General features: G+C 43.5%; 21 protein-coding genes and 1 other RNA gene. 5 read left to right on the forward strand and 17 right to left on the reverse strand.

Features of this window, described 5'->3' with window-relative positions:
• Positions 1-27: 27 nt before the first annotated feature.
• From kdgT to kdgR, 4 genes are read right to left on the reverse strand one after another with little or no spacing between them, the layout of a single operon-like run.
• Positions 28-1,020 carry a 2-keto-3-deoxygluconate transporter gene (kdgT, locus tag NSQ12_RS11320; protein WP_014477146.1) on the reverse strand — a complete coding sequence of 331 codons (993 nt, stop codon included), beginning with the start codon at positions 1,018-1,020 and terminating at the stop codon, positions 28-30.
• A gap of 44 nt (positions 1,021-1,064) precedes the next feature.
• Complete coding sequence (eda, locus tag NSQ12_RS11325; protein ID WP_015383933.1) at positions 1,065-1,655, reverse strand: bifunctional 4-hydroxy-2-oxoglutarate aldolase/2-dehydro-3-deoxy-phosphogluconate aldolase; 591 nt, start codon at positions 1,653-1,655, stop codon at positions 1,065-1,067.
• A gap of 1 nt (position 1,656) precedes the next feature.
• On the reverse strand, positions 1,657-2,631 hold the full coding sequence (gene kdgK / locus NSQ12_RS11330; protein ID WP_198878672.1) for a 2-dehydro-3-deoxygluconokinase: 975 nt from the start codon (positions 2,629-2,631) through the stop codon (positions 1,657-1,659).
• Between the two features lie 37 nt (positions 2,632-2,668).
• Positions 2,669-3,688, reverse strand: coding sequence for a pectin utilization transcriptional regulator KdgR (gene kdgR / locus NSQ12_RS11335; protein WP_089172577.1), 1,020 nt, complete (start codon positions 3,686-3,688; stop codon positions 2,669-2,671).
• Between the two features lie 221 nt (positions 3,689-3,909).
• Here kdgR and kduI point away from each other — a divergent pair, with 221 nt between their 5' ends.
• Positions 3,910-4,737, forward strand: a complete 828-nt coding sequence (kduI, locus tag NSQ12_RS11340) for a 5-dehydro-4-deoxy-D-glucuronate isomerase (protein WP_014477150.1) — start codon at positions 3,910-3,912, stop codon at positions 4,735-4,737.
• Between the two features lies 1 nt (position 4,738).
• The gene (kduD, locus tag NSQ12_RS11345; protein ID WP_198878671.1) at positions 4,739-5,503 is read left to right on the forward strand and encodes a 2-dehydro-3-deoxy-D-gluconate 5-dehydrogenase KduD; all 765 of its coding nucleotides are present in this window, start codon (positions 4,739-4,741) and stop codon (positions 5,501-5,503) included.
• 41 nt (positions 5,504-5,544) lie between these two features.
• Here kduD and NSQ12_RS11350 read toward each other — a convergent pair whose 3' ends face one another.
• Positions 5,545-7,470, reverse strand: coding sequence for an ATP-dependent DNA helicase (locus NSQ12_RS11350; RefSeq protein ID WP_046381135.1), 1,926 nt, complete (start codon positions 7,468-7,470; stop codon positions 5,545-5,547).
• Positions 7,471-7,572: 102 nt separating this feature from the next.
• The gene (locus NSQ12_RS11355; RefSeq protein ID WP_003246090.1) at positions 7,573-7,764 is read right to left on the reverse strand and encodes a hypothetical protein; all 192 of its coding nucleotides are present in this window, start codon (positions 7,762-7,764) and stop codon (positions 7,573-7,575) included.
• Between the two features lie 163 nt (positions 7,765-7,927).
• On the opposite strand from NSQ12_RS11355, the gene NSQ12_RS11360 reads away from it, so the two are divergent.
• The gene (locus tag NSQ12_RS11360; protein ID WP_010327933.1) at positions 7,928-8,080 is read left to right on the forward strand and encodes a YpzG family protein; all 153 of its coding nucleotides are present in this window, start codon (positions 7,928-7,930) and stop codon (positions 8,078-8,080) included.
• Between the two features lie 52 nt (positions 8,081-8,132).
• Here the strand turns inward: NSQ12_RS11360 and NSQ12_RS11365 are convergent, their stop codons facing one another.
• From NSQ12_RS11365 to NSQ12_RS11405, 9 genes are all read right to left on the reverse strand, one after another.
• Positions 8,133-9,290, reverse strand: coding sequence for a class I SAM-dependent RNA methyltransferase (locus NSQ12_RS11365; RefSeq protein ID WP_021481520.1), 1,158 nt, complete (start codon positions 9,288-9,290; stop codon positions 8,133-8,135).
• Positions 9,291-9,390: 100 nt separating this feature from the next.
• Positions 9,391-9,772, reverse strand: an RNA gene (rnpB, locus tag NSQ12_RS11370) — RNase P RNA component class B.
• Positions 9,773-9,837: 65 nt separating this feature from the next.
• Entirely contained in the window at positions 9,838-10,134 is a 297-nt protein-coding gene (gpsB, locus tag NSQ12_RS11375; protein ID WP_003225629.1) for a cell division regulator GpsB, read from the reverse strand.
• Between the two features lie 75 nt (positions 10,135-10,209).
• Complete coding sequence (locus NSQ12_RS11380; RefSeq protein ID WP_174223203.1) at positions 10,210-10,755, reverse strand: DUF1273 domain-containing protein; 546 nt, start codon at positions 10,753-10,755, stop codon at positions 10,210-10,212.
• 88 nt (positions 10,756-10,843) lie between these two features.
• The gene (gene cotD, locus NSQ12_RS11385) at positions 10,844-11,071 is read right to left on the reverse strand and encodes a spore coat protein CotD (RefSeq protein ID WP_010886551.1); all 228 of its coding nucleotides are present in this window, start codon (positions 11,069-11,071) and stop codon (positions 10,844-10,846) included.
• Between the two features lie 83 nt (positions 11,072-11,154).
• On the reverse strand, positions 11,155-11,283 hold the full coding sequence (locus NSQ12_RS11390) for a hypothetical protein (protein ID WP_003230707.1): 129 nt from the start codon (positions 11,281-11,283) through the stop codon (positions 11,155-11,157).
• A gap of 101 nt (positions 11,284-11,384) precedes the next feature.
• Entirely contained in the window at positions 11,385-12,626 is a 1,242-nt protein-coding gene (mrfB, locus tag NSQ12_RS11395; protein WP_339174762.1) for a metal-dependent exonucleaseMrfB, read from the reverse strand.
• A gap of 15 nt (positions 12,627-12,641) precedes the next feature.
• Complete coding sequence (gene mrfA, locus NSQ12_RS11400) at positions 12,642-14,891, reverse strand: ATP-dependent helicase MrfA (RefSeq protein WP_003230697.1); 2,250 nt, start codon at positions 14,889-14,891, stop codon at positions 12,642-12,644.
• A 102-nt stretch (positions 14,892-14,993) separates the two neighbouring features.
• Complete coding sequence (locus NSQ12_RS11405; protein ID WP_069703931.1) at positions 14,994-15,500, reverse strand: PTS glucose transporter subunit IIA; 507 nt, start codon at positions 15,498-15,500, stop codon at positions 14,994-14,996.
• 137 nt (positions 15,501-15,637) lie between these two features.
• Between NSQ12_RS11405 and NSQ12_RS11410 the strand changes: the two genes are divergently transcribed.
• Positions 15,638-16,057, forward strand: a complete 420-nt coding sequence (locus NSQ12_RS11410) for an Hsp20/alpha crystallin family protein (RefSeq protein ID WP_014477158.1) — start codon at positions 15,638-15,640, stop codon at positions 16,055-16,057.
• A gap of 20 nt (positions 16,058-16,077) precedes the next feature.
• Here the strand turns inward: NSQ12_RS11410 and NSQ12_RS11415 are convergent, their stop codons facing one another.
• Positions 16,078-16,455 carry a YppG family protein gene (locus NSQ12_RS11415; protein ID WP_014477159.1) on the reverse strand — a complete coding sequence of 126 codons (378 nt, stop codon included), beginning with the start codon at positions 16,453-16,455 and terminating at the stop codon, positions 16,078-16,080.
• 187 nt (positions 16,456-16,642) lie between these two features.
• Between NSQ12_RS11415 and NSQ12_RS11420 the strand changes: the two genes are divergently transcribed.
• Positions 16,643-16,831 (forward strand): YppF family protein, encoded by a 189-nt coding sequence (locus NSQ12_RS11420; protein ID WP_003230690.1) that lies wholly within the window; start codon positions 16,643-16,645, stop codon positions 16,829-16,831.
• A 38-nt stretch (positions 16,832-16,869) separates the two neighbouring features.
• Here NSQ12_RS11420 and NSQ12_RS11425 read toward each other — a convergent pair whose 3' ends face one another.
• Positions 16,870-17,241 (reverse strand): YppE family protein, encoded by a 372-nt coding sequence (locus tag NSQ12_RS11425; RefSeq protein WP_015714151.1) that lies wholly within the window; start codon positions 17,239-17,241, stop codon positions 16,870-16,872.
• Positions 17,242-17,277 lie beyond the last annotated feature (36 nt).

Here is a 17,277-nt window from a genome sequence, read left to right on the forward strand (position 1 = left end):
CGGTATGTTTTGTGGCAGCCTTTTTATTCAGTTGATCGTCATTTGATTTTTTGGCGGAGGTGTTCTCCGCTTTTTCTGCTTGATTTTTTTATCTACCCACACTGTTGCCAGCGGGGTTAAGAGCGAGGTGACAATAACGCTTGTCGCGATAATTGCAGTTGCCGACTCAGCAACTGGCGCAAATGAGGCATTCGCTTCCGCTAATGCATATGGCACGGCTACAGCCGCCCCTGCCGTAGAAGAAGCGGCCACTCCCGCGACACCATCTCCCCGCGCAATAAAACGATCAAGCAAAAACAAAGAACTGCCCGATAAAATGACGACAGAAACTCCGATAAAAATGCCGAGCAGCCCTGATTGGATCAGCATTCCAAAATTCAAGGTATTGCCGAGCGAAAAGGCGAAAAATGGAATGATCGCCGGCACAACCTTGCTGAATAAGTCTCTGAGATCATGATCCAGATTTCCAAGTATACATCCAAGTAAAAACGGGATGACTGTCGCTGCCAGCGTTTCCCATGGGAATGCGGCAAGTCCCGTCACACCAAACGTCACCATGGTCATAAAAGGACCAGATTCTGTACTGATAAAGGCGAAAGCGCCCGCATCCTCTTTTCTTCCCATGTGATTCATGAGCGCCAAATACAGTCCGCCGTTCGTTTCATTCATTACCGCGACAATTGCTAAAACAGAAAGGCCTGCAAAAAAGCCGGATTGTATGCCTTCGTCAGGTATAAATTGCGCTGCGATCACGCCGAGCAGTGCCGCAAATCCGACCTTTCCCAATAATAACGTGATTCCTTTTCTTGCGATATAGCCTGAAGAACGAAAATCAATCGTTGCTCCTACGCAAAAGATAAAAACACCCAGTATCGGCAGCGTTCCGGTAATCAAAGCACCCGTAAACCCTCCAAAGAACTCCGCTGTTCCAGGCGCAAACGTGTTGAGCGCCGCTCCAAGAAATAGCGGAATAATCATCATTCCGCCAGGTACCCGTTCAATTGTCGCCTTGATTTTCATATTGTGGATTCTCCCATCCTCCGGTTATGAAAAAACAATTCCACTTACACTTGGAAAACAGCCTGCAAATCCTCTTTTGAACAGCTGCCCAGCTGGCTGCCGACTCCGACGGCGCCAGCTCCGGCTCTAAGCCAATCCGGCACTTCAGACGGATGTATCCCGCCTGTCGGAATAAAGGTCACCTGCGGGAAAGGACCCGCTAAATTTTTCATAAACGGGATACCAAACACACCGCTTGGGAACAGCTTTAATGTCGTAAAACCGAATGTCAGCGCTTCCATAATTTCGCTCGGAGTCAAGACGCCGGGGATATAATGTGTCTTTACAAAAGATAGATGTTCAGCAAGATCAGCTGAAAAACCCGGACTGACAATAAACTGCGCGCCAGCCTCAGCAGCTTCCCCAGCTTGCTGCGCGGTGATGACCGTGCCCGCGCCAATTAAAATATCTTCCCTATTACGGAAGGATTCGATAATATCTGATGCCCCGGGGGTCGTATACGTCACTTCAACTGCACGAATCCCTTTATCTAATAAACTCTCAATCTGCTGACAGGCCTCCTGCTTATCCTTTGAACGAATGACTGCAATCAGCTTTGCTTCTTTCAGACGGTTTTCAACGACTTTGGACTCCATATTAATAATCCCCTTTCTTTTGGTGAACCGTTCTTTGAGCAGATAAAAAAGAAGCTAATTTCTCCCTGGTCGGCAAACCGTCCATATCCCCCGGTGCCTGCACTTGCAAAGCGCCAATCGCATTTCCCCTTTGCACCGCATCCTTGTACGACAAACCGTCTAGGATACCGCTGATTACACCGACTGCAAATCCGTCTCCGGCGCCGACCGTATCAACCACCCGGTCGACCCGGCAGCCTTCTAGAAATCCTTCACTTGTCCCCGTTTTAAAGTAAGCGCCTTCTTTTCCAAGTTTAATAGCAACAAAGCTGGCACCTTTTTTCAAATAATAGTCGGCAATGCCTTCAGGTGTTTTTTCTCCGGTCAATAGCTCTCCCTCTGCGATACCCGGGAAAAACCAGTCTGCAAGCCCAGCCAGATCATTGATTGTATGTACCATTGTTGCTTGATCAGGCCAAAGCGAAGGTCTTACATTAGGGTCGAATGAAATGGTCTTCCCTGCGTTTCTCATGTCGTTCATGACATGATACGTGAAGTCTTTCATCTCGGCTGACAAGGCAGGCGGAATGCCTGTCACATGCAAATGGCCTGCGCATTGAAAATAATCTCTCGGATATTCAGCTGAAGTTAATGTGCTTGCAGCTGAGTTTTTCCTATAGTAGGTAACTTGCGGGTCGCCTTCTTTCACTTTTGACTTCAGCAGCAGCCCGGTGGGATTTTCGTCCTGCGAGCGGATCACGCGGGACACATCCACTCCCTCTTTTTTAAGCTCTTGTAAAATAAATGTTCCGAGCTGATCATTGCCGACCTTGCTCATCCATCCTATTCGAAATCCGAGTCTGGCAAGGCCGCAGGCGACATTGCTTTCTGCTCCGGCAAGCCCTTTAGAAAAAGTAGATACTTCATGAAGGCCTCCATACTCATTTGCATAAAACATGGCCATTGATTCCCCGAATGTCACCGCATCAAGCTTCATCTCTTCCCAACCTCCTCTTAGTTGAGGGCACCTAGGATTAAAGTGACTTTCTCATGATGACTTTTGCCTCTAATTCAATGGTTTGAGGCGCTCCTTTGTCACCTTCAATCCTTTTTAATACACGTTCCATCGCCGTCCTGCCCATATCATGTGACGGCTGGGCGATCGTTGTAATACCTGGACCGATCAGTTTATACCATTCCGTATCATCGAATCCTGCAATCCCTATATCTTGAGGGATGCGCAGGCCAAGCTCTTCCATACAGCTGATGATTTTCAGCATAATCAAGCCATTCAAAGCCAGAATCGCTTTTTTTTGCTCCGGCATTTCCTTGTGAAAAGAACGAAGCGCCGCCTTAAGCTGCTCCTTGTCCTTTACGTCAATTTCATGCAATCTGACAAGCCCGTTCACATTATGAACCGAAGCCATTTCCTGATACACAGCTGCTCTTTCTGCACGAGGGCTGATAGAGGAAATCGGTTCGGTAAACAGCGCGACATCAGTATACCCTTTGCTGTACACCTTCTGAAGAATCTCTTTTGTGATCCATCTGTTGTCAGTCGTTACGGTATCCAGTTTCAGATCCGGCAGTTTCCGGTCAATTAAGATTGTTGGAATTTGCTGTTCAGCAAAAGCGCGCAGTACATCCTTGTTTTCCCCTGTTGCGTTTAAAATCAAGCCCTCAACCGAATGGGCTTCTAGCTTTAAGAGCATTTCCCGCTCTTTTTCAGGACTGTTATCTGTGTTGCACACCATAATGCTGTATCCATATTGATCACAAACCTCTTCGACTCCCCTGAAAGCAGCGACCGAAAAAGGATTTGTAATGTCAGCCACAACAAATCCGATTAACTTGCTTTTTTTTATTTTCAAACCTTGTGCCATTTTACTCGGCCGATAATTCAATTCTGCGATTGCCTTTTTAATGTTTTTCACTTTTTCAGGAGAAATCGCGTCAATTTTTCCGTTAATATAGCGGGAAACTGTCGATTTCGAAACTCCTGCACATTCAGCTACATCTTTGATGGTTGTATGGCCTGTTGTTTTCTTTTTCATTCAAGTGCTCCTGTATCTCATATATTTGAAACCGATTTCAAAACCGTTACAACAAAAGGATACCATAATTTTAAAATTTGGAAAGAGTTTTTTTAATAATGTGTCAATTCATTATTTTTTCGTTGACTCTTTTCACTATTTATCCTAAAATTTTCTTTGAAACCGTTACCAAAATATTTTCATTCAAGTGATGTTGAAATCCTAACCAAGGGGGAAATATAATGGAAAATCGTTATTCTGTACATCCTGAACAAGTAAAACGCTTTACAACAGAGGAGCTTCGCAGTCATTTCTTAATGGATCCTTTATTTACAGAAAACAAACTTACGATGTATTACTCACATGAAGACCGGGTTGTCATCGGCGGAGCGGCTCCAGGGCAAAGTGAACTGAAGCTTGATGCAGGTGATTTTCTAAAAACAGACTTCTTTTTGGAACGGCGTGAAATCGGGATTATTAATGTCGGCCAGCCTGGCGCTGTCAGGGTTGGCGATGATGAATATGTGCTTCAAACAAAGGATTTTCTCTATATCGGAATGGGCAATCAGGATGTATCGTTTTCAAGCCTGAACGGGGAAAAAGCGAAGTTTTACTTCGTCTCCGCTTGCGCCCACAAAAGCTATCCGACACAAAAAGCCGCCCTAGCTGAACTGACACCGGACCGCCTTGGTGATGATGCAGCGTCTAATGTCAGAAGTCTGTACAAAGTCATTCATCAGGATGGCATTAAAAGCTGTCAGCTGATGATGGGAATAACGATGTTAGATCAAAACAACAACTGGAATACCATGCCAGCACACGTTCATGACCGTCGGATGGAGGCTTATCTTTATCTGGATCTTGAAAAGGACTCAAAGGTATTTCATTTCATGGGCCAGCCGGACGAAACACGCCATCTTGTTGTTGGAAATGAGCAGGCTGTTCTTTCTCCCGCTTGGTCTATTCATTCTGGCGCAGGAACATCAAACTATAGCTTTGTGTGGGCGATGGCTGGAGAAAATTACACATTTACGGACATGGATCTCATTCCGATGGATGGGCTGAAATAAGATGGGTTATCTACATGACGCCTTTTCATTAGAAGGAAAAACAGCGCTGGTGACAGGCCCAGGAACAGGGATCGGTCAAGGAATTGCCAAAGCCCTAGCCGGAGCTGGCGCTGATATTATCGGCACATCACATAAAAGCAGCCTGTCTGAAACACAGCAGCTTGTGGAACAGGAAGGCCAGACATTTACATCTTTTACATTGGACATGAGCAAGCCGGAAGCGATAAAGGATTCTGCAGCTGAGCTGTTTGAAAACAGTCAGATCGACATCCTTGTCAATAATGCCGGCATTATTCATCGGGAAAAAGCGGAAGATTTTTCAGAAGAGAACTGGCAGCACGTACTGAATGTCAATCTAAACAGCCTGTTTATTCTGACACAGCTTGCTGGCAGGCACATGCTGAAAAGAGGTCATGGAAAGATTATTAATATTGCCTCTCTCCTGTCTTTTCAAGGCGGCATCCTCGTTCCGGCTTACACCGCGAGCAAACACGCTGTTGCCGGTTTGACAAAATCATTTGCAAATGAGTGGGCAGCGTCAGGTATTCAGGTCAACGCAATCGCCCCAGGCTATATTTCTACTGCGAATACAAAGCCTATTCGGGATGACGAAAAGCGAAATGAGGACATTATAAAGAGAATTCCTGCCGGCCGCTGGGGCCAAGCGGATGATATGGGGGGGACTGCAGTCTTTTTGGCATCACGTGCTTCAGATTATGTAAATGGACATATTTTAGCAGTTGATGGCGGCTGGCTATCCCGCTGACAAATAAAAAAAGCTGACGAACGATCGTCAGCTTTTTTCCATTACATCATGTGCGGTTCAACAGGCAAGACCTTTTTGACCTCATCAATGATGCGTTCATTTTCTCCGCCAGCGTAAATGTGAATCGAGCCGCTGTCTTGATTCGAGCGAATCAGGCGCCCGATGCCCTGCCGTACACGTAACAACATATATGGCAGATCAACTTCTTCGAACGGATCTTTTTTCGCTCCGTTGCGCTTCGCTGTAAATACAGGATCGTGTGGCGGGAACGGCAATGACCAAATGGTAACATTCTTCAATGCGTCACCGGGAATGTCGAGTCCTTCCCATAAGTGAACTGAACAAAGTACTGTTTCTTCTTCCTCTTGGAATTTCTCTACTAAGCTGCTGATTTCCTCATCACCTTCGAAGAAAATTGGATACGGCAGCTCCCATGCCGCCGACAGCTCTTTAAATTCGTTTAATTCTTCAAAAGAAGGGAAAAGCACCAGCGTTCTTCCTTTGTAACGTTTGATTGTTTCAATCGTTTCAGCCGTTTTTTGTTCAGCGTCCATATCTGTTTTTGCGTATAGATTAATACTCATTTGCTCGTCATAATCATAAGGGGAATCAACAGTTAATGACAAATAATCATGAATCCCAAGACTGTCGGCAATATAATCAAACGAACCGCCTTCTGACAGCGTAGCAGAAGAAAAGATATAAGGAATTTTCTTAGAAAACACTTTTTCGCCAAGTACTTCTGCTACCGTTCTCGGCATCACGACAAAAGTTGATTCTGCTTCCTTTTTCTCCAGCCAGCTGATCGCATCCTTTTGATATAGAGATAATGAATACGCCATTTGTTCAACATATTCTTCCACTACTGACAGTTCGTATTGATCAATCGTATACATTTCAGACTCAAATACAAGTGCCTCACCGATTTTATCAAGTAAACGGCAAAGCTCGTCCGCCGCCTTTTTGACACGCTGGTCATTTTTTATTTCTAAACGGTGTGAACCGGCTACTTCCTTTGATTCTTCAGAAAGAACATAGAAAAATTCGTCGTTTGCGAGAAGCGCATCTTCAATCAATTCTGCAAACTCTTCTCTGATGTCATTTTGCAGCAATCGTTCTAAAAACAATTCAAGAGTAGACTGCTTCACTCTATAGGTTAGCGCTTTTTGCGCAGCAAACTCTAACAAGTGCCCCTCATCAAATACAACTGCACTATGATCAGGCAAGAGCGGCAGCTGGCCCTCTCGTTTGCGTGATTCTTCCGTCCACACATGCTCCATATAAAAATCATGGGAACAAATGATTAAGTCCGTTGACTTGCGGTAGTAATCTCTGGAAAGTGTCAGACCGCATCTGTGTCTCATATCACAAGTCAGACAGTCCTGAAACGAGTCGTAGCTTACGTCAGACCACTCTTCATTCGATAGATTTGCGTACTGCTTACGGTCGCCATACGGATAAAAGCGCTGCATCGCCTGTGACTCGTGGACAAATGACGGTAACGACTCATAAAGATCCAGCCATTTATCATCATCAGAACGCTGCATTGTTTTTTCAAGCTTCTTCAAGCATAAATATTGCTCATGTGATTTTGACAGCCTTGTATCAATTTTCAGATCAAGATGCTCAGCCAGCTTAGAAATATCGCCCTCTTTTTTCACTAGCTGTTCAATTAATGTTTCATCTGCACAAGCGATGATGGCGGGTTTGCCGACATACCTTGCATAGCTGATTGCAAAAAGAAGATAAACCAGCGTTTTCCCCGTTCCCACTCCAGCTTCGGCGAACATGACTTTTTTCTCTTTAAAGGCCCGCTCCAGCTGAAAAGCCATAAATACTTGCTCGTCCCGAAGATCAAACCCTTTTTCGGGAAGGATATCGTAAAACACGTCACCAATCCAATTGTTCAATTCTTCATAAAAATTCTTTGTTTTCGTTAAAGAAAAAGGCAAACGTGATGTTGTCACCTAGTTCCAACCCCCAACTATTCGACATTCAGACCACCAATAATATCATTTTCCGCAGATGAATACAATAAAAAAACTTGGCAATGCCAAGTTTTTTGCAGTTTACTTACGATTGATCACATGCGACGATAAAAAAGGATGGTCTGTTGAATAAATATGTTCTACCGCTTTTTCTAAATCAGTTTGCGCATGCGAAATCACAGACGGAGACGAATCAGTCCCGAGCTCCTTCAGCTCGTTTGCTGTTGCGTCAAGCGCCCTTTGAATAAGATTAAAATGTTCGCTGTTCAGCATGAGATCACCTCTGATGGAAATAATCATCATTGTATGCGAACTTTTCATTTTATATACATGCTTTACCGCATGTTATCACCGAAACATGCACAAACTACACTTGATATTCCGTCTCCGGATTATCCGTCTTATCAACAATATTCTATCAGGGAGTGATGTTGACATGAGTTATAGAAACCGATTAGATCAGCATTCTGAACTGTTTCATCACAATTGGACGCGGCCTAAACGTTCTAAGTCTCAAGTAAACGGTCACACTGAAATGTCCCAAACCAACATTATATTGAGAAGCAACGCGAAAGCTCACCGTTGGTAACGATAGAATAGGGCTGAAAGATGAAAGAAGACGCATGCAGAGCGTCTTCTTTTTATGCGTTTTCTGTTTTCTTGCGCTGCGGCCTTACTTTTGACCAATATTGATAATAATCCGTTTTTATAAACCCGTTAAAGAGTTTTCGTTTCTTCGTTGCTTTTCTGCCATATGCTTCCTCAAAGTTTTCATTTGATGTCAGCATATACACAGACCAAGTATCAAGCGGCTCGAACGCCTTCCCCATTTCTTTATACATCTGCTCAACAGCTTTTTTCTCGCCGAGACGCTCTCCATATGGCGGGTTGCCGACAATTACGCCAAATTCCAGATTTGTGGTAAAGTCTTTGACCTGCATCTGCTTGAACTGGATTAAATCTCCCAGTCCTGCTTCCTCTGCATTTTCTTTTGCGATTTGAACCATGCGGTGGTCTATGTCGCTAGCGAAAATTGTAAGCGGCTGATCATAATTTGCCTTTTCTTCGACTTCAAGCCGCGCTTTGTTCCACAGATCTTTACCGATCCATTCCCAATCCTCTGAAACAAAATCGCGATTGAATCCCGGTGCGATGTTTTGGCCGATTAACGCCGCTTCTATCGCGATTGTTCCGGAGCCGCAGAAAGGATCAACAAACGGGCGGTCGGGCGTCCAATTGGTTAATTGCACCAAAGCGGCAGCAAGTGTTTCTTTAATCGGCGCACCGCCCTGATCGACACGGTATCCTCGTTTGTGAAGGCCTGTCCCTGATGAGTCCAGTGTAATCAAAGCCTGATCTTTCAATAAAGAAATTTCGACTTTATACTCGGCACCTGTTTCTTCAATCCAATCATTGGCTTTGCCGGACTGCAGCTTGAGCTTTTCGACAATTGCTTTTTTGACGATCCGCTGACAGTCGGGAACGCTTGCAAGTGTTGATTTTACCGATTTTCCGATGACAGGGAATTTCCCGTTTTCAGGTATAAATGAGCGCCAGTTAATCGCTTTCGTTTTTTCAAACAGTTCATCAAATGTTTTCGCTTTAAAAGAAGCAACCTGAACCTTTATGCGGTCGGCTGTTCTAAGCCAAAGGTTCGCACGGCAGATGGCAAGTGCATCACCTTCAAAAATAACTTTCCCGTTATCAACCTTGCATTCGTATCCTAAATCTCGTACTTCCTTTGCGACAACAGCTTCAATGCCCATCGGCGCCGTTGCAATTAGTGTATACTTCTTCATCGTATCACCCTGTCTTTTAAAACTTTTCTCTTTTCAAGATAAAAGCTCTCCTTATACGGGAGAGCTTGTTTTCATCATTTTAAATGTAAGTGGTCTAACGTTCTGTAAGCCATGTTTTGTTCCGTCGTACTGCAAACGGCTCATCACCTCGTACTCAGGCGGCAATCATCTATCTACAGAAAGCATTCTGTCCTTCTCTCCGTTGAATTCCGTTAAGAAGGTTCCCCTACCAAAATTTGGGTTTCTCGCTCGAGGGGTTTACCGCGTTCCACTCTCACCATTTCTAGTGAGACTTCGTCACTGTGGCACTTTCAAGGATACTCAGCCATATCCGAAGGACGTAGGCTTTTTTCCTGCCGTCAGCCTCTAAAGGCTGCCCTAGCTTATGACTTCGCTAAGCACGAACACTACGGGCATCTCAGCACCGTGCGAGCATGGACTTTCCTCTACAGATTCAAGATCTGCAGCGATTACCCGAACGTTAAGAACATGAATTATTATATAACAACTGTTTACAATTTACAAGCGCCATTTTTTTCAAGCGTGATCAATCATAAAGCTTGCTGCCAAAAACGTGTTTTTCTAAGTTAGACAGCCGTTTTAAAATATCAAAGTTTGTTGTGTTAGATTGCACAGGCTGTTTTTTGCTAGCTTCTTCAAGCTGTTTTTTCAGCTGCAGATTTTCCTGCTGCAGTTCTTCAATTTCTTGATGGAAGGTTTCATAATCCTTAATAATCATATCTAAAAATTTGTCAACGTCTTCTTGCTTGTAGCCTCTAACGCCTGTTTTAAATTCTTTTTCCAAAATTTCTTTCGCAGAAAGCTTTACTTTATCAGCAAGCATCTTTTTCACCTCGTATCGTGAATCATCACATATATTTTTTCAGAAATCTGTACGGTTGTCAAATTTCTCTTATTGCTATGAGTAGCTGTCTTCCTCTACTGTCACTCTCAAGTCATCCATTGTAATAAAGTAGATGGGATAGCCATCCTTTTCGCGCCTTTTTTCCGCTGTCCCAAGCATATACTTAGGGGAGCCTTCCTTTTCCGGGTCATATAAAAGCAGAAGCCCGTCGGACTTATCAATGAAGAACTGATTTTTTTGTTTGAATTGAAGCGGGCTTTCATAAGGACGGTGAGTCAGGCTTGCTTCATAGTCTGCCTGAGACAGAACTGCTTCATACTGTTCCTTATTCGGTTCTTTCCAGTTCTTTTCCTGCTCGTAAAACGGTGTGATGACAGCTACTTTTAAGTCAGGGTATTCCTCCTGCAAATCATATGCAGCTTCTGCCGCCCACAGCTCCGCTCCAAGCTGGCCCGAAATTAAAATCCATTCTAATCCTTCATCCAAAAAAGCAATCAGCCGATTCTTAATGGCTTTTTTTATGTAATACAGCGCCTTGTCATCCTGCTTAAATATCCCGAGTTCAAACGGTTTATAGCCCGTTATTGCCAATACTTTCATCATTTCACCTGCTTTAAAAAATGGGGCTCCCGTGGGCCCCATTTGTTGTGCTGCATTGTTTACACCATCAAGCTGCACGTTTTCCATACTAGTAGTCGCAGCAAGGTTTTCCTGCTTGAAAATGCTGATGCGTAGCCGGGTCAACATTTGAGAAAGTGTGTGGAAAGTAGTGAACGTGCTGAAAATGCTGGTGGTTTACGTTTGTTGTATGCTGTGGGTGAATGTGCGGCACGATAGTCTTCGAAAACGTATGGTGTTCACAGCAATGAGTAGGATGGACAATTGGCGCCATCATATGCGGTCTGCAGTGATGCATGATAAAATCCCCTTTCCATAAACTTTATTACAATACTAAGCTATGAAAAATAAGGGGTACATGTTCTGATGCAAAGACCTATTTTAAAAGTGTGCAATTAAGCTGTCTTTAAAGTTTGAAAACACAAAAGCAATCAAAAATACCACAACAAAGAACAAGTAAAAAACACCCTTATACATACCAACTCTCCCTTTAAAAATAACTAACGTCATTTTACAGGATTCGCCGCTATTCTACAACAAAATCAATGTGAATTCAGCAAAAAAAAATTCATGGCGAAACAAGTCGTCTTTTGCGCTTTCCCGGGGAATATTTAAGAGGAATATTTCCTCTTCAGCCGGGCAATTCTCACATGCAGTTTTTCAGTTTCTTTCTCTGATAAGCATGCCGCATCGCTAAGCAATTGCTCTGCTATTTGCAATGCTTTTCCGAATTCTTTTTTCTTATGCTCAAAATATTTCGCGAGCTCTATTACAGCAGCGTATCTGCACTTCTGGTTTTGCGAGCGGGACAGCTTTTCCCAAAGCGGCACTGCTTCTTCCAAGCGATTTTGTTTTTTGTACAGGAGCGATAAATCCAGCCGTGCACCGTCCTGGTCCTCAAACGATTTTTCTATAAGCCTTTCCAACTGCTTGATCGCTTGGTCCGTTTCCTTATGAGCCATAAACCATTTCGCCATAGCATAGGCTTCACTGTGTTCTTTTGGCGCATGTGATTCTGAAAGGATTTTTTTAGACATATGGATGTACAATGAAATGAGTGATAACACATCCATTTCATTATGATGCAGGACACCTTTTAAAAGATCCGGCTCTTGCGCCTTGATAAAATGAAAGTAAAGCATTGGCGCCAAGTAGCCCGGTGTGTCTTCTAGCCTGCGGATGCCGAGCTCCTCTTTTTCAACCGTGCCAAGAGATACACGGTCCATTTTGTGTTTCCACAGGCGTCTAGCTCCATGCAAAAGATCAAAGTGGCCAAACTCCGGAAGCTTCGGAAGTCTTTCACGGATCAAGGTGTGCCTTGTTTTCACCTGCGGCCAATCAAAGGCTTTGCCGTTGTAGGTCACAAGTGATGTAATGTCAACCTCGCTTAAAAAGCTTTGGTACAAGGCGACTTCGTTCCCCGGTTTGGGCAAAAGATGCTGTTTGACTGTCACTCGGTCTTCATATACTCTCGCATGCCCAAGCAAAAAAATGGTATTCCCAGCTCCACCCCCAAGACCGGTTGTTTCTGTATCAAAGAAAAAGAGGTTGTTTTTGTTATACCCTTTTGCTGACAATGTATGCGACAGGCCGCTTTGATTCCACAGTGTGATCACTTCCTCAAGCTCAGAAAAGCTGTATAACCCATGGCGGTGAGAAAGCGGATATTCTACTTCTCTGATGAGGCAATATTCATCTTCGAAGATGAAAGGCTTCATGCCAAAAGCCTCCCACTCTTCTAAAAACGGGATGTCATCAAAGTGGTTTTCTTGTTTGCCTGCTTCTATTTTTTGTTCTCCTTCGTCGAGCGCCATGTGCTTTTTCATCCGCTGGAGTTTCCCTTTTAATGACATATCCGGCCTCCCTCCTTACGACATTTGATCCAACAGCTGCAAAATTCTTTCCTTTGCTTTTATCCCTTCTATTTCCGTACCTATACAAGACGGACAGCCGTCATGACAAGGACAATGTGTAATCAGTTGTTTCGCCGCTTCATTAATGTCTGAAAAACGTTTAAAGACTTCCTCCGCCAAACCGATACCGCCCGGATAATGATCATATAAAAATATGGTTGGCAATCCGGTATGGGCTGCTTTAATTTGAGAAACAACATGAACATCATTTCGATCACACATGATATACACAGGGACAATATGCTGCAGCACATTCGAGATGCCAAGAAGCAGCTGTTCCAGTGTCTTTTCCCCGATGTCTTCATCCGCTGTTTTGATTTCGAGCCAAGCTGCACTTGTATGCAGTTCTTCTTCCGGCAAATGAATAGGTCCAGACCCAATATTTTCAAAAGTGGTCATTTTTATTTTTTTAAAAATGGTCGGCAGGGCATTGACAGTGACGTCTCCGTAGTGCAATGACGTACGGCTTTTTTCTTTCGTTTTATCGATTTCTAATACCTTCAGCTGAACTGCCAGGTTTGCATCCGTATAATATTCGACATCGACTTTTCTGACATACGCCTTTTTATGGTCCCAATCGAGCTTCTCAACTTGATACTGAACGCCTTCATGCAAATAAATCGCTTCATCATGCAAAAGCGTCATCGCACTAAAACGGTCCATTTCACCGATAATCCTTACATTTGCAATATCCGACTGATCAACTATAACGACATTTTCCTGGGAGGCGGAACGCAAACTGATGTTTGAAGCAGGGAACGACTCACTTGCCCAATGGTACCGTTCGCCGTTGCGGTGAAGAACAGCCTCTTCCTCAAGATACTCAAGAATATCACTGACTTCCATGGGTCCAAATTCTTCATCAGCTCTAAAAGGAAGCTCATAAGCCGCACACTTTAAGTGGTCTACTAAAATAATCAAATTCTCCGGATTGATTCTTGCAGATTCAGGCGAACGATTAAAGAAATATTCAGGATGCCGCACAATATATTGGTCAATCGGTGTTGAATTGGCTACCATGATAATCAAAGATTCACCGTGTCTTCTGCCGGCTCGTCCCGCCTGCTGCCAAGCACTTGCAACACTTCCGGGATACCCCGTCATTACACACACTTGCAGCTGGCCGATATCAACACCAAGCTCTAAGGCATTCGTACTGACCACTCCTAAAATGTCGCCTTCTCTCAGGCCTTTTTCGATTTCTCTTCGCTCTTTCGGCAGATAGCCTCCCCGATAGCCTCTGATTGATTTTGTTCCAATCTCTTTTTTCACAAGCTCCTGAATATGGCTTAAAATAATTTCCACCCGAACTCTGCTTCTGGCAAAAACAATGGTCTGCACTTTGTTTTTAAGGAACTCTTTCGCCAGTTCATTCACTTCTGCGGTTGCGCTCCTTCTAATATTCAGCGGTTTGTTCACAATTGGCGGATTGTAAAACACAAAATGCTTGCGTCCGCTCGGTGCGCCGTTGTCATCGACCAGCCGCATCGGTTTGCCTGTCAGCTGCTCTCCCAATTCCTTTGGGTTGGCAATCGTTGCGGAAGTACAAATAAAAACTGGATCACTTCCATAAAACCGGCAGATCCGCTTCAGCCGCCGGATCACATTTGCCACATGGCTGCCGAACACACCTCGATACGTATGAAGCTCATCGATGACGATATACTTAAGGTTTTCAAACAAACTGACCCATTTCGTATGATGCGGTAGAATGGCAGAATGCAGCATATCGGGGTTTGTAATGACAATATGACCTGCTTTTCTCACCTTTTGTCTGATTGCCGGAGACGTATCCCCGTCATATGTAAAGCTTTTAATATCAATGCCCATTTCATCAATAATTTCATTTAGCTCGCTCTTTTGGTCTTGTGCCAGCGCTTTAGTCGGAAATAAATATAACGCGCGGTTTGTTTCATCTTGGGCGATGGACTGCAGGACTGGGAGGTTGTAGCATAACGTTTTTCCTGATGCTGTTGGCGTTACGGTAACGATGCTCTCTCCTTTTTGCACATATTGAAAAGCGGAATATTGGTGAGTATATAGTTCATCAATGCCCCTTTTCGAAAGGGCCGCTTTGATTCTCTCGTCTATACTTTCGGGCATAGGCCTTGTTTTTGCTTCCCGAGGCTCAATTTCATGCCAATTCACAACGTTTTCATTTCCTTTTAAATCAGAAATGAGTTCAGTCAGTGATTTCTTTTTCATTCTTTACACCTCTTTGTCAAGTACAGTTTACCGAATATTTGTTTGCATGGCTAGGTGCAAATTTTATACAGTTGAATAAAAAAAGCAAGGCGTACGCCCTGCTTATTTCGCTTTTATTGTAAGGAGCTTTGATTCGCCTTTACGAGCAGCCTTTTCGCCTGCCGGTACCATTGATCCTACAGCCTCACCATTCATTATAACGATTGGGATGACTGTGCTGCTCGCTTTTTCTTTTATTAATTCCAAATCACATGTAATCAGCGGGTCACCGACCTTCACTTTATCCCCTTCTTTAATGTGGGCAGTAAATCCTTCTCCGTTCATATTGACTGTCTCCAGCCCGACATGAATTAACAGCTCAATTCCCGAGCGAGTCCGAATGCCAACGGCGTGTTTGGTGTGGAAAATCTGAATGACTTCACCTTCAGCGGGAGAAACGATTTCACCGTTAGAAGGTTCCACCGCTATTCCTTCTCCCATCATTTTCTGTGAAAAAACAGGGTCCGGCACATCTGACAGGTCCATTACTGTACCGTCTGCCGGAGAATAAATAACCTCTTCTGTCACCTTTTCCTGAGTTTTGCCCATTCCGAATAATTTTTTCAGCAATGTATTTTCTCCCTTCTCATTCACTTCAACCGTTATCCCTTCATTCACCACTATTTAACCACACTTTCAATTTTGCTTCAATTTATAACAACATCTGGCATAGACGCATAATCTGGTTAAAAAAGGCGGTAGCGAAATTGGAATTCCATGATGACAAAAAGAACGAACTGCAAAAGAAAGAAGAAATCATAACGGAGGCAATCGACACTCTTTTCCAATCCTCAGCGTTCGGCAACCTTATAAACGGATTTCAGAACCTAATCAACTCGAGTTTAAAGGATGTGCAGACGACCATACATGTCAGAGAAAAAGATACTGGGCTGTATATCGATATTACCATACCGGCGACGTTTCGAGATGGCGAGATCGTCGTTGATGTTAAATCGAGGTATCTCCATGTAACACTCCAAGAAAAACAGAAACACCAAAATGAGGCTACCTTTACAAGCATGACAAGAACGGTTCAGCTGCCTTATGAAGTTCGCCAAGAAGATATGGAAACGTCTTGGAACGAGCAGACAATGACACTTTTCTTTCCAAAAAATAAGCATGAATGAACGATTCATTCATGCTTCTATCATTTAAAAAAGCTGGTAAATCCCTTTATTAAAGATCCGACCTGATTCATTGCACTCATTACTTGACCTGTCGTATCCATCATTTTATTAAAATCAAATTGCCCATTGGCTTTTTTGAACTGCGACATAATGCTTTGAAATTGCGAAGGCTGCTGTTGATTAGGCCTTGGGATAGGATAAGGGTTAGAAAATACAGGCGGCTGCATAGGCATAGGCTGGATCGGAGCATAGGGCTGATAATAATCCTGCTGTCCATAATGCTGCTGAGGCAGTTGTTGCTCTAAATAACCGGGTGCAGCCTGCTGATAATATCCTTGCATTTGCTGAGGATAATAATAGCCCATTTGCCGAGGATAGCTTCGAGAGCTCCTGTTCATTGCGATTCCCCCCTAAACACAACATATTTCTCTTCTATATATGTATGAATGACTTCTATTGTTTGTGTCACAAGTGATGATTAGCATTTGTCAAATTGTGTCGAAAGTTTAAATTTTTTAAAAACAGAAAAAAGTCGAATCATTATGGTACCATATTTTCAATACAGATGAGAGGGGATGCACCATAATGAACGTATCATACTTAAGCAAACGTTTTGCAGAAATGAAGAAATATGAAACAGACTGTATGAATAAACTGATGGACTTTGCCAAGTTCCTCTATATTCAAGGACATCTCAGCATAACTGAGTTTCGTAACAGTATGAAGGTTCTCGAAGCAAATGGAGCAGAAAGCCCGGCATATGAGATGAATTAACGTCCGGCCCCCTATAAAAACGAAAAGAAGACAGCCTTTTACCGGCTGTCTTCTCTTGCAATTTCATCCTTTACTGCGTGCAATGTATAAAGGACTGACTCAGTGATGTCCTTGAATCGTTTTTTATGAATATGATGAACATATGATTGAAGGACCAATTCCAGGAAATTATCTTTTACGGTCTCAATTTGCTCTTTATGCACATATTTTGGCCGGTGGGCTTTTATCAATTCAAGAGCACCCTCTGCCCAGCGGGCCGCCAGTTCATCATTCTCTTCAACTGCAGGCTTTATCGTCTCAAAAAAATCATAAGAATGATTACTGTTTTTTCCTTCCTGATACCGATCAGCGCCTTTTTCAGCAACTTCAATCATTTGCTCGGTCATTTCCAGCAATGTTTGTGATAGCAATACCTTTCACCTCAATACCTATCGTACCAAATTTCA

Origin of the sequence: Bacillus sp. PS95, from assembly GCF_037963565.1 — a bacterium.
Classification (GTDB): domain Bacteria; phylum Bacillota; class Bacilli; order Bacillales; family Bacillaceae; genus Bacillus; species Bacillus subtilis.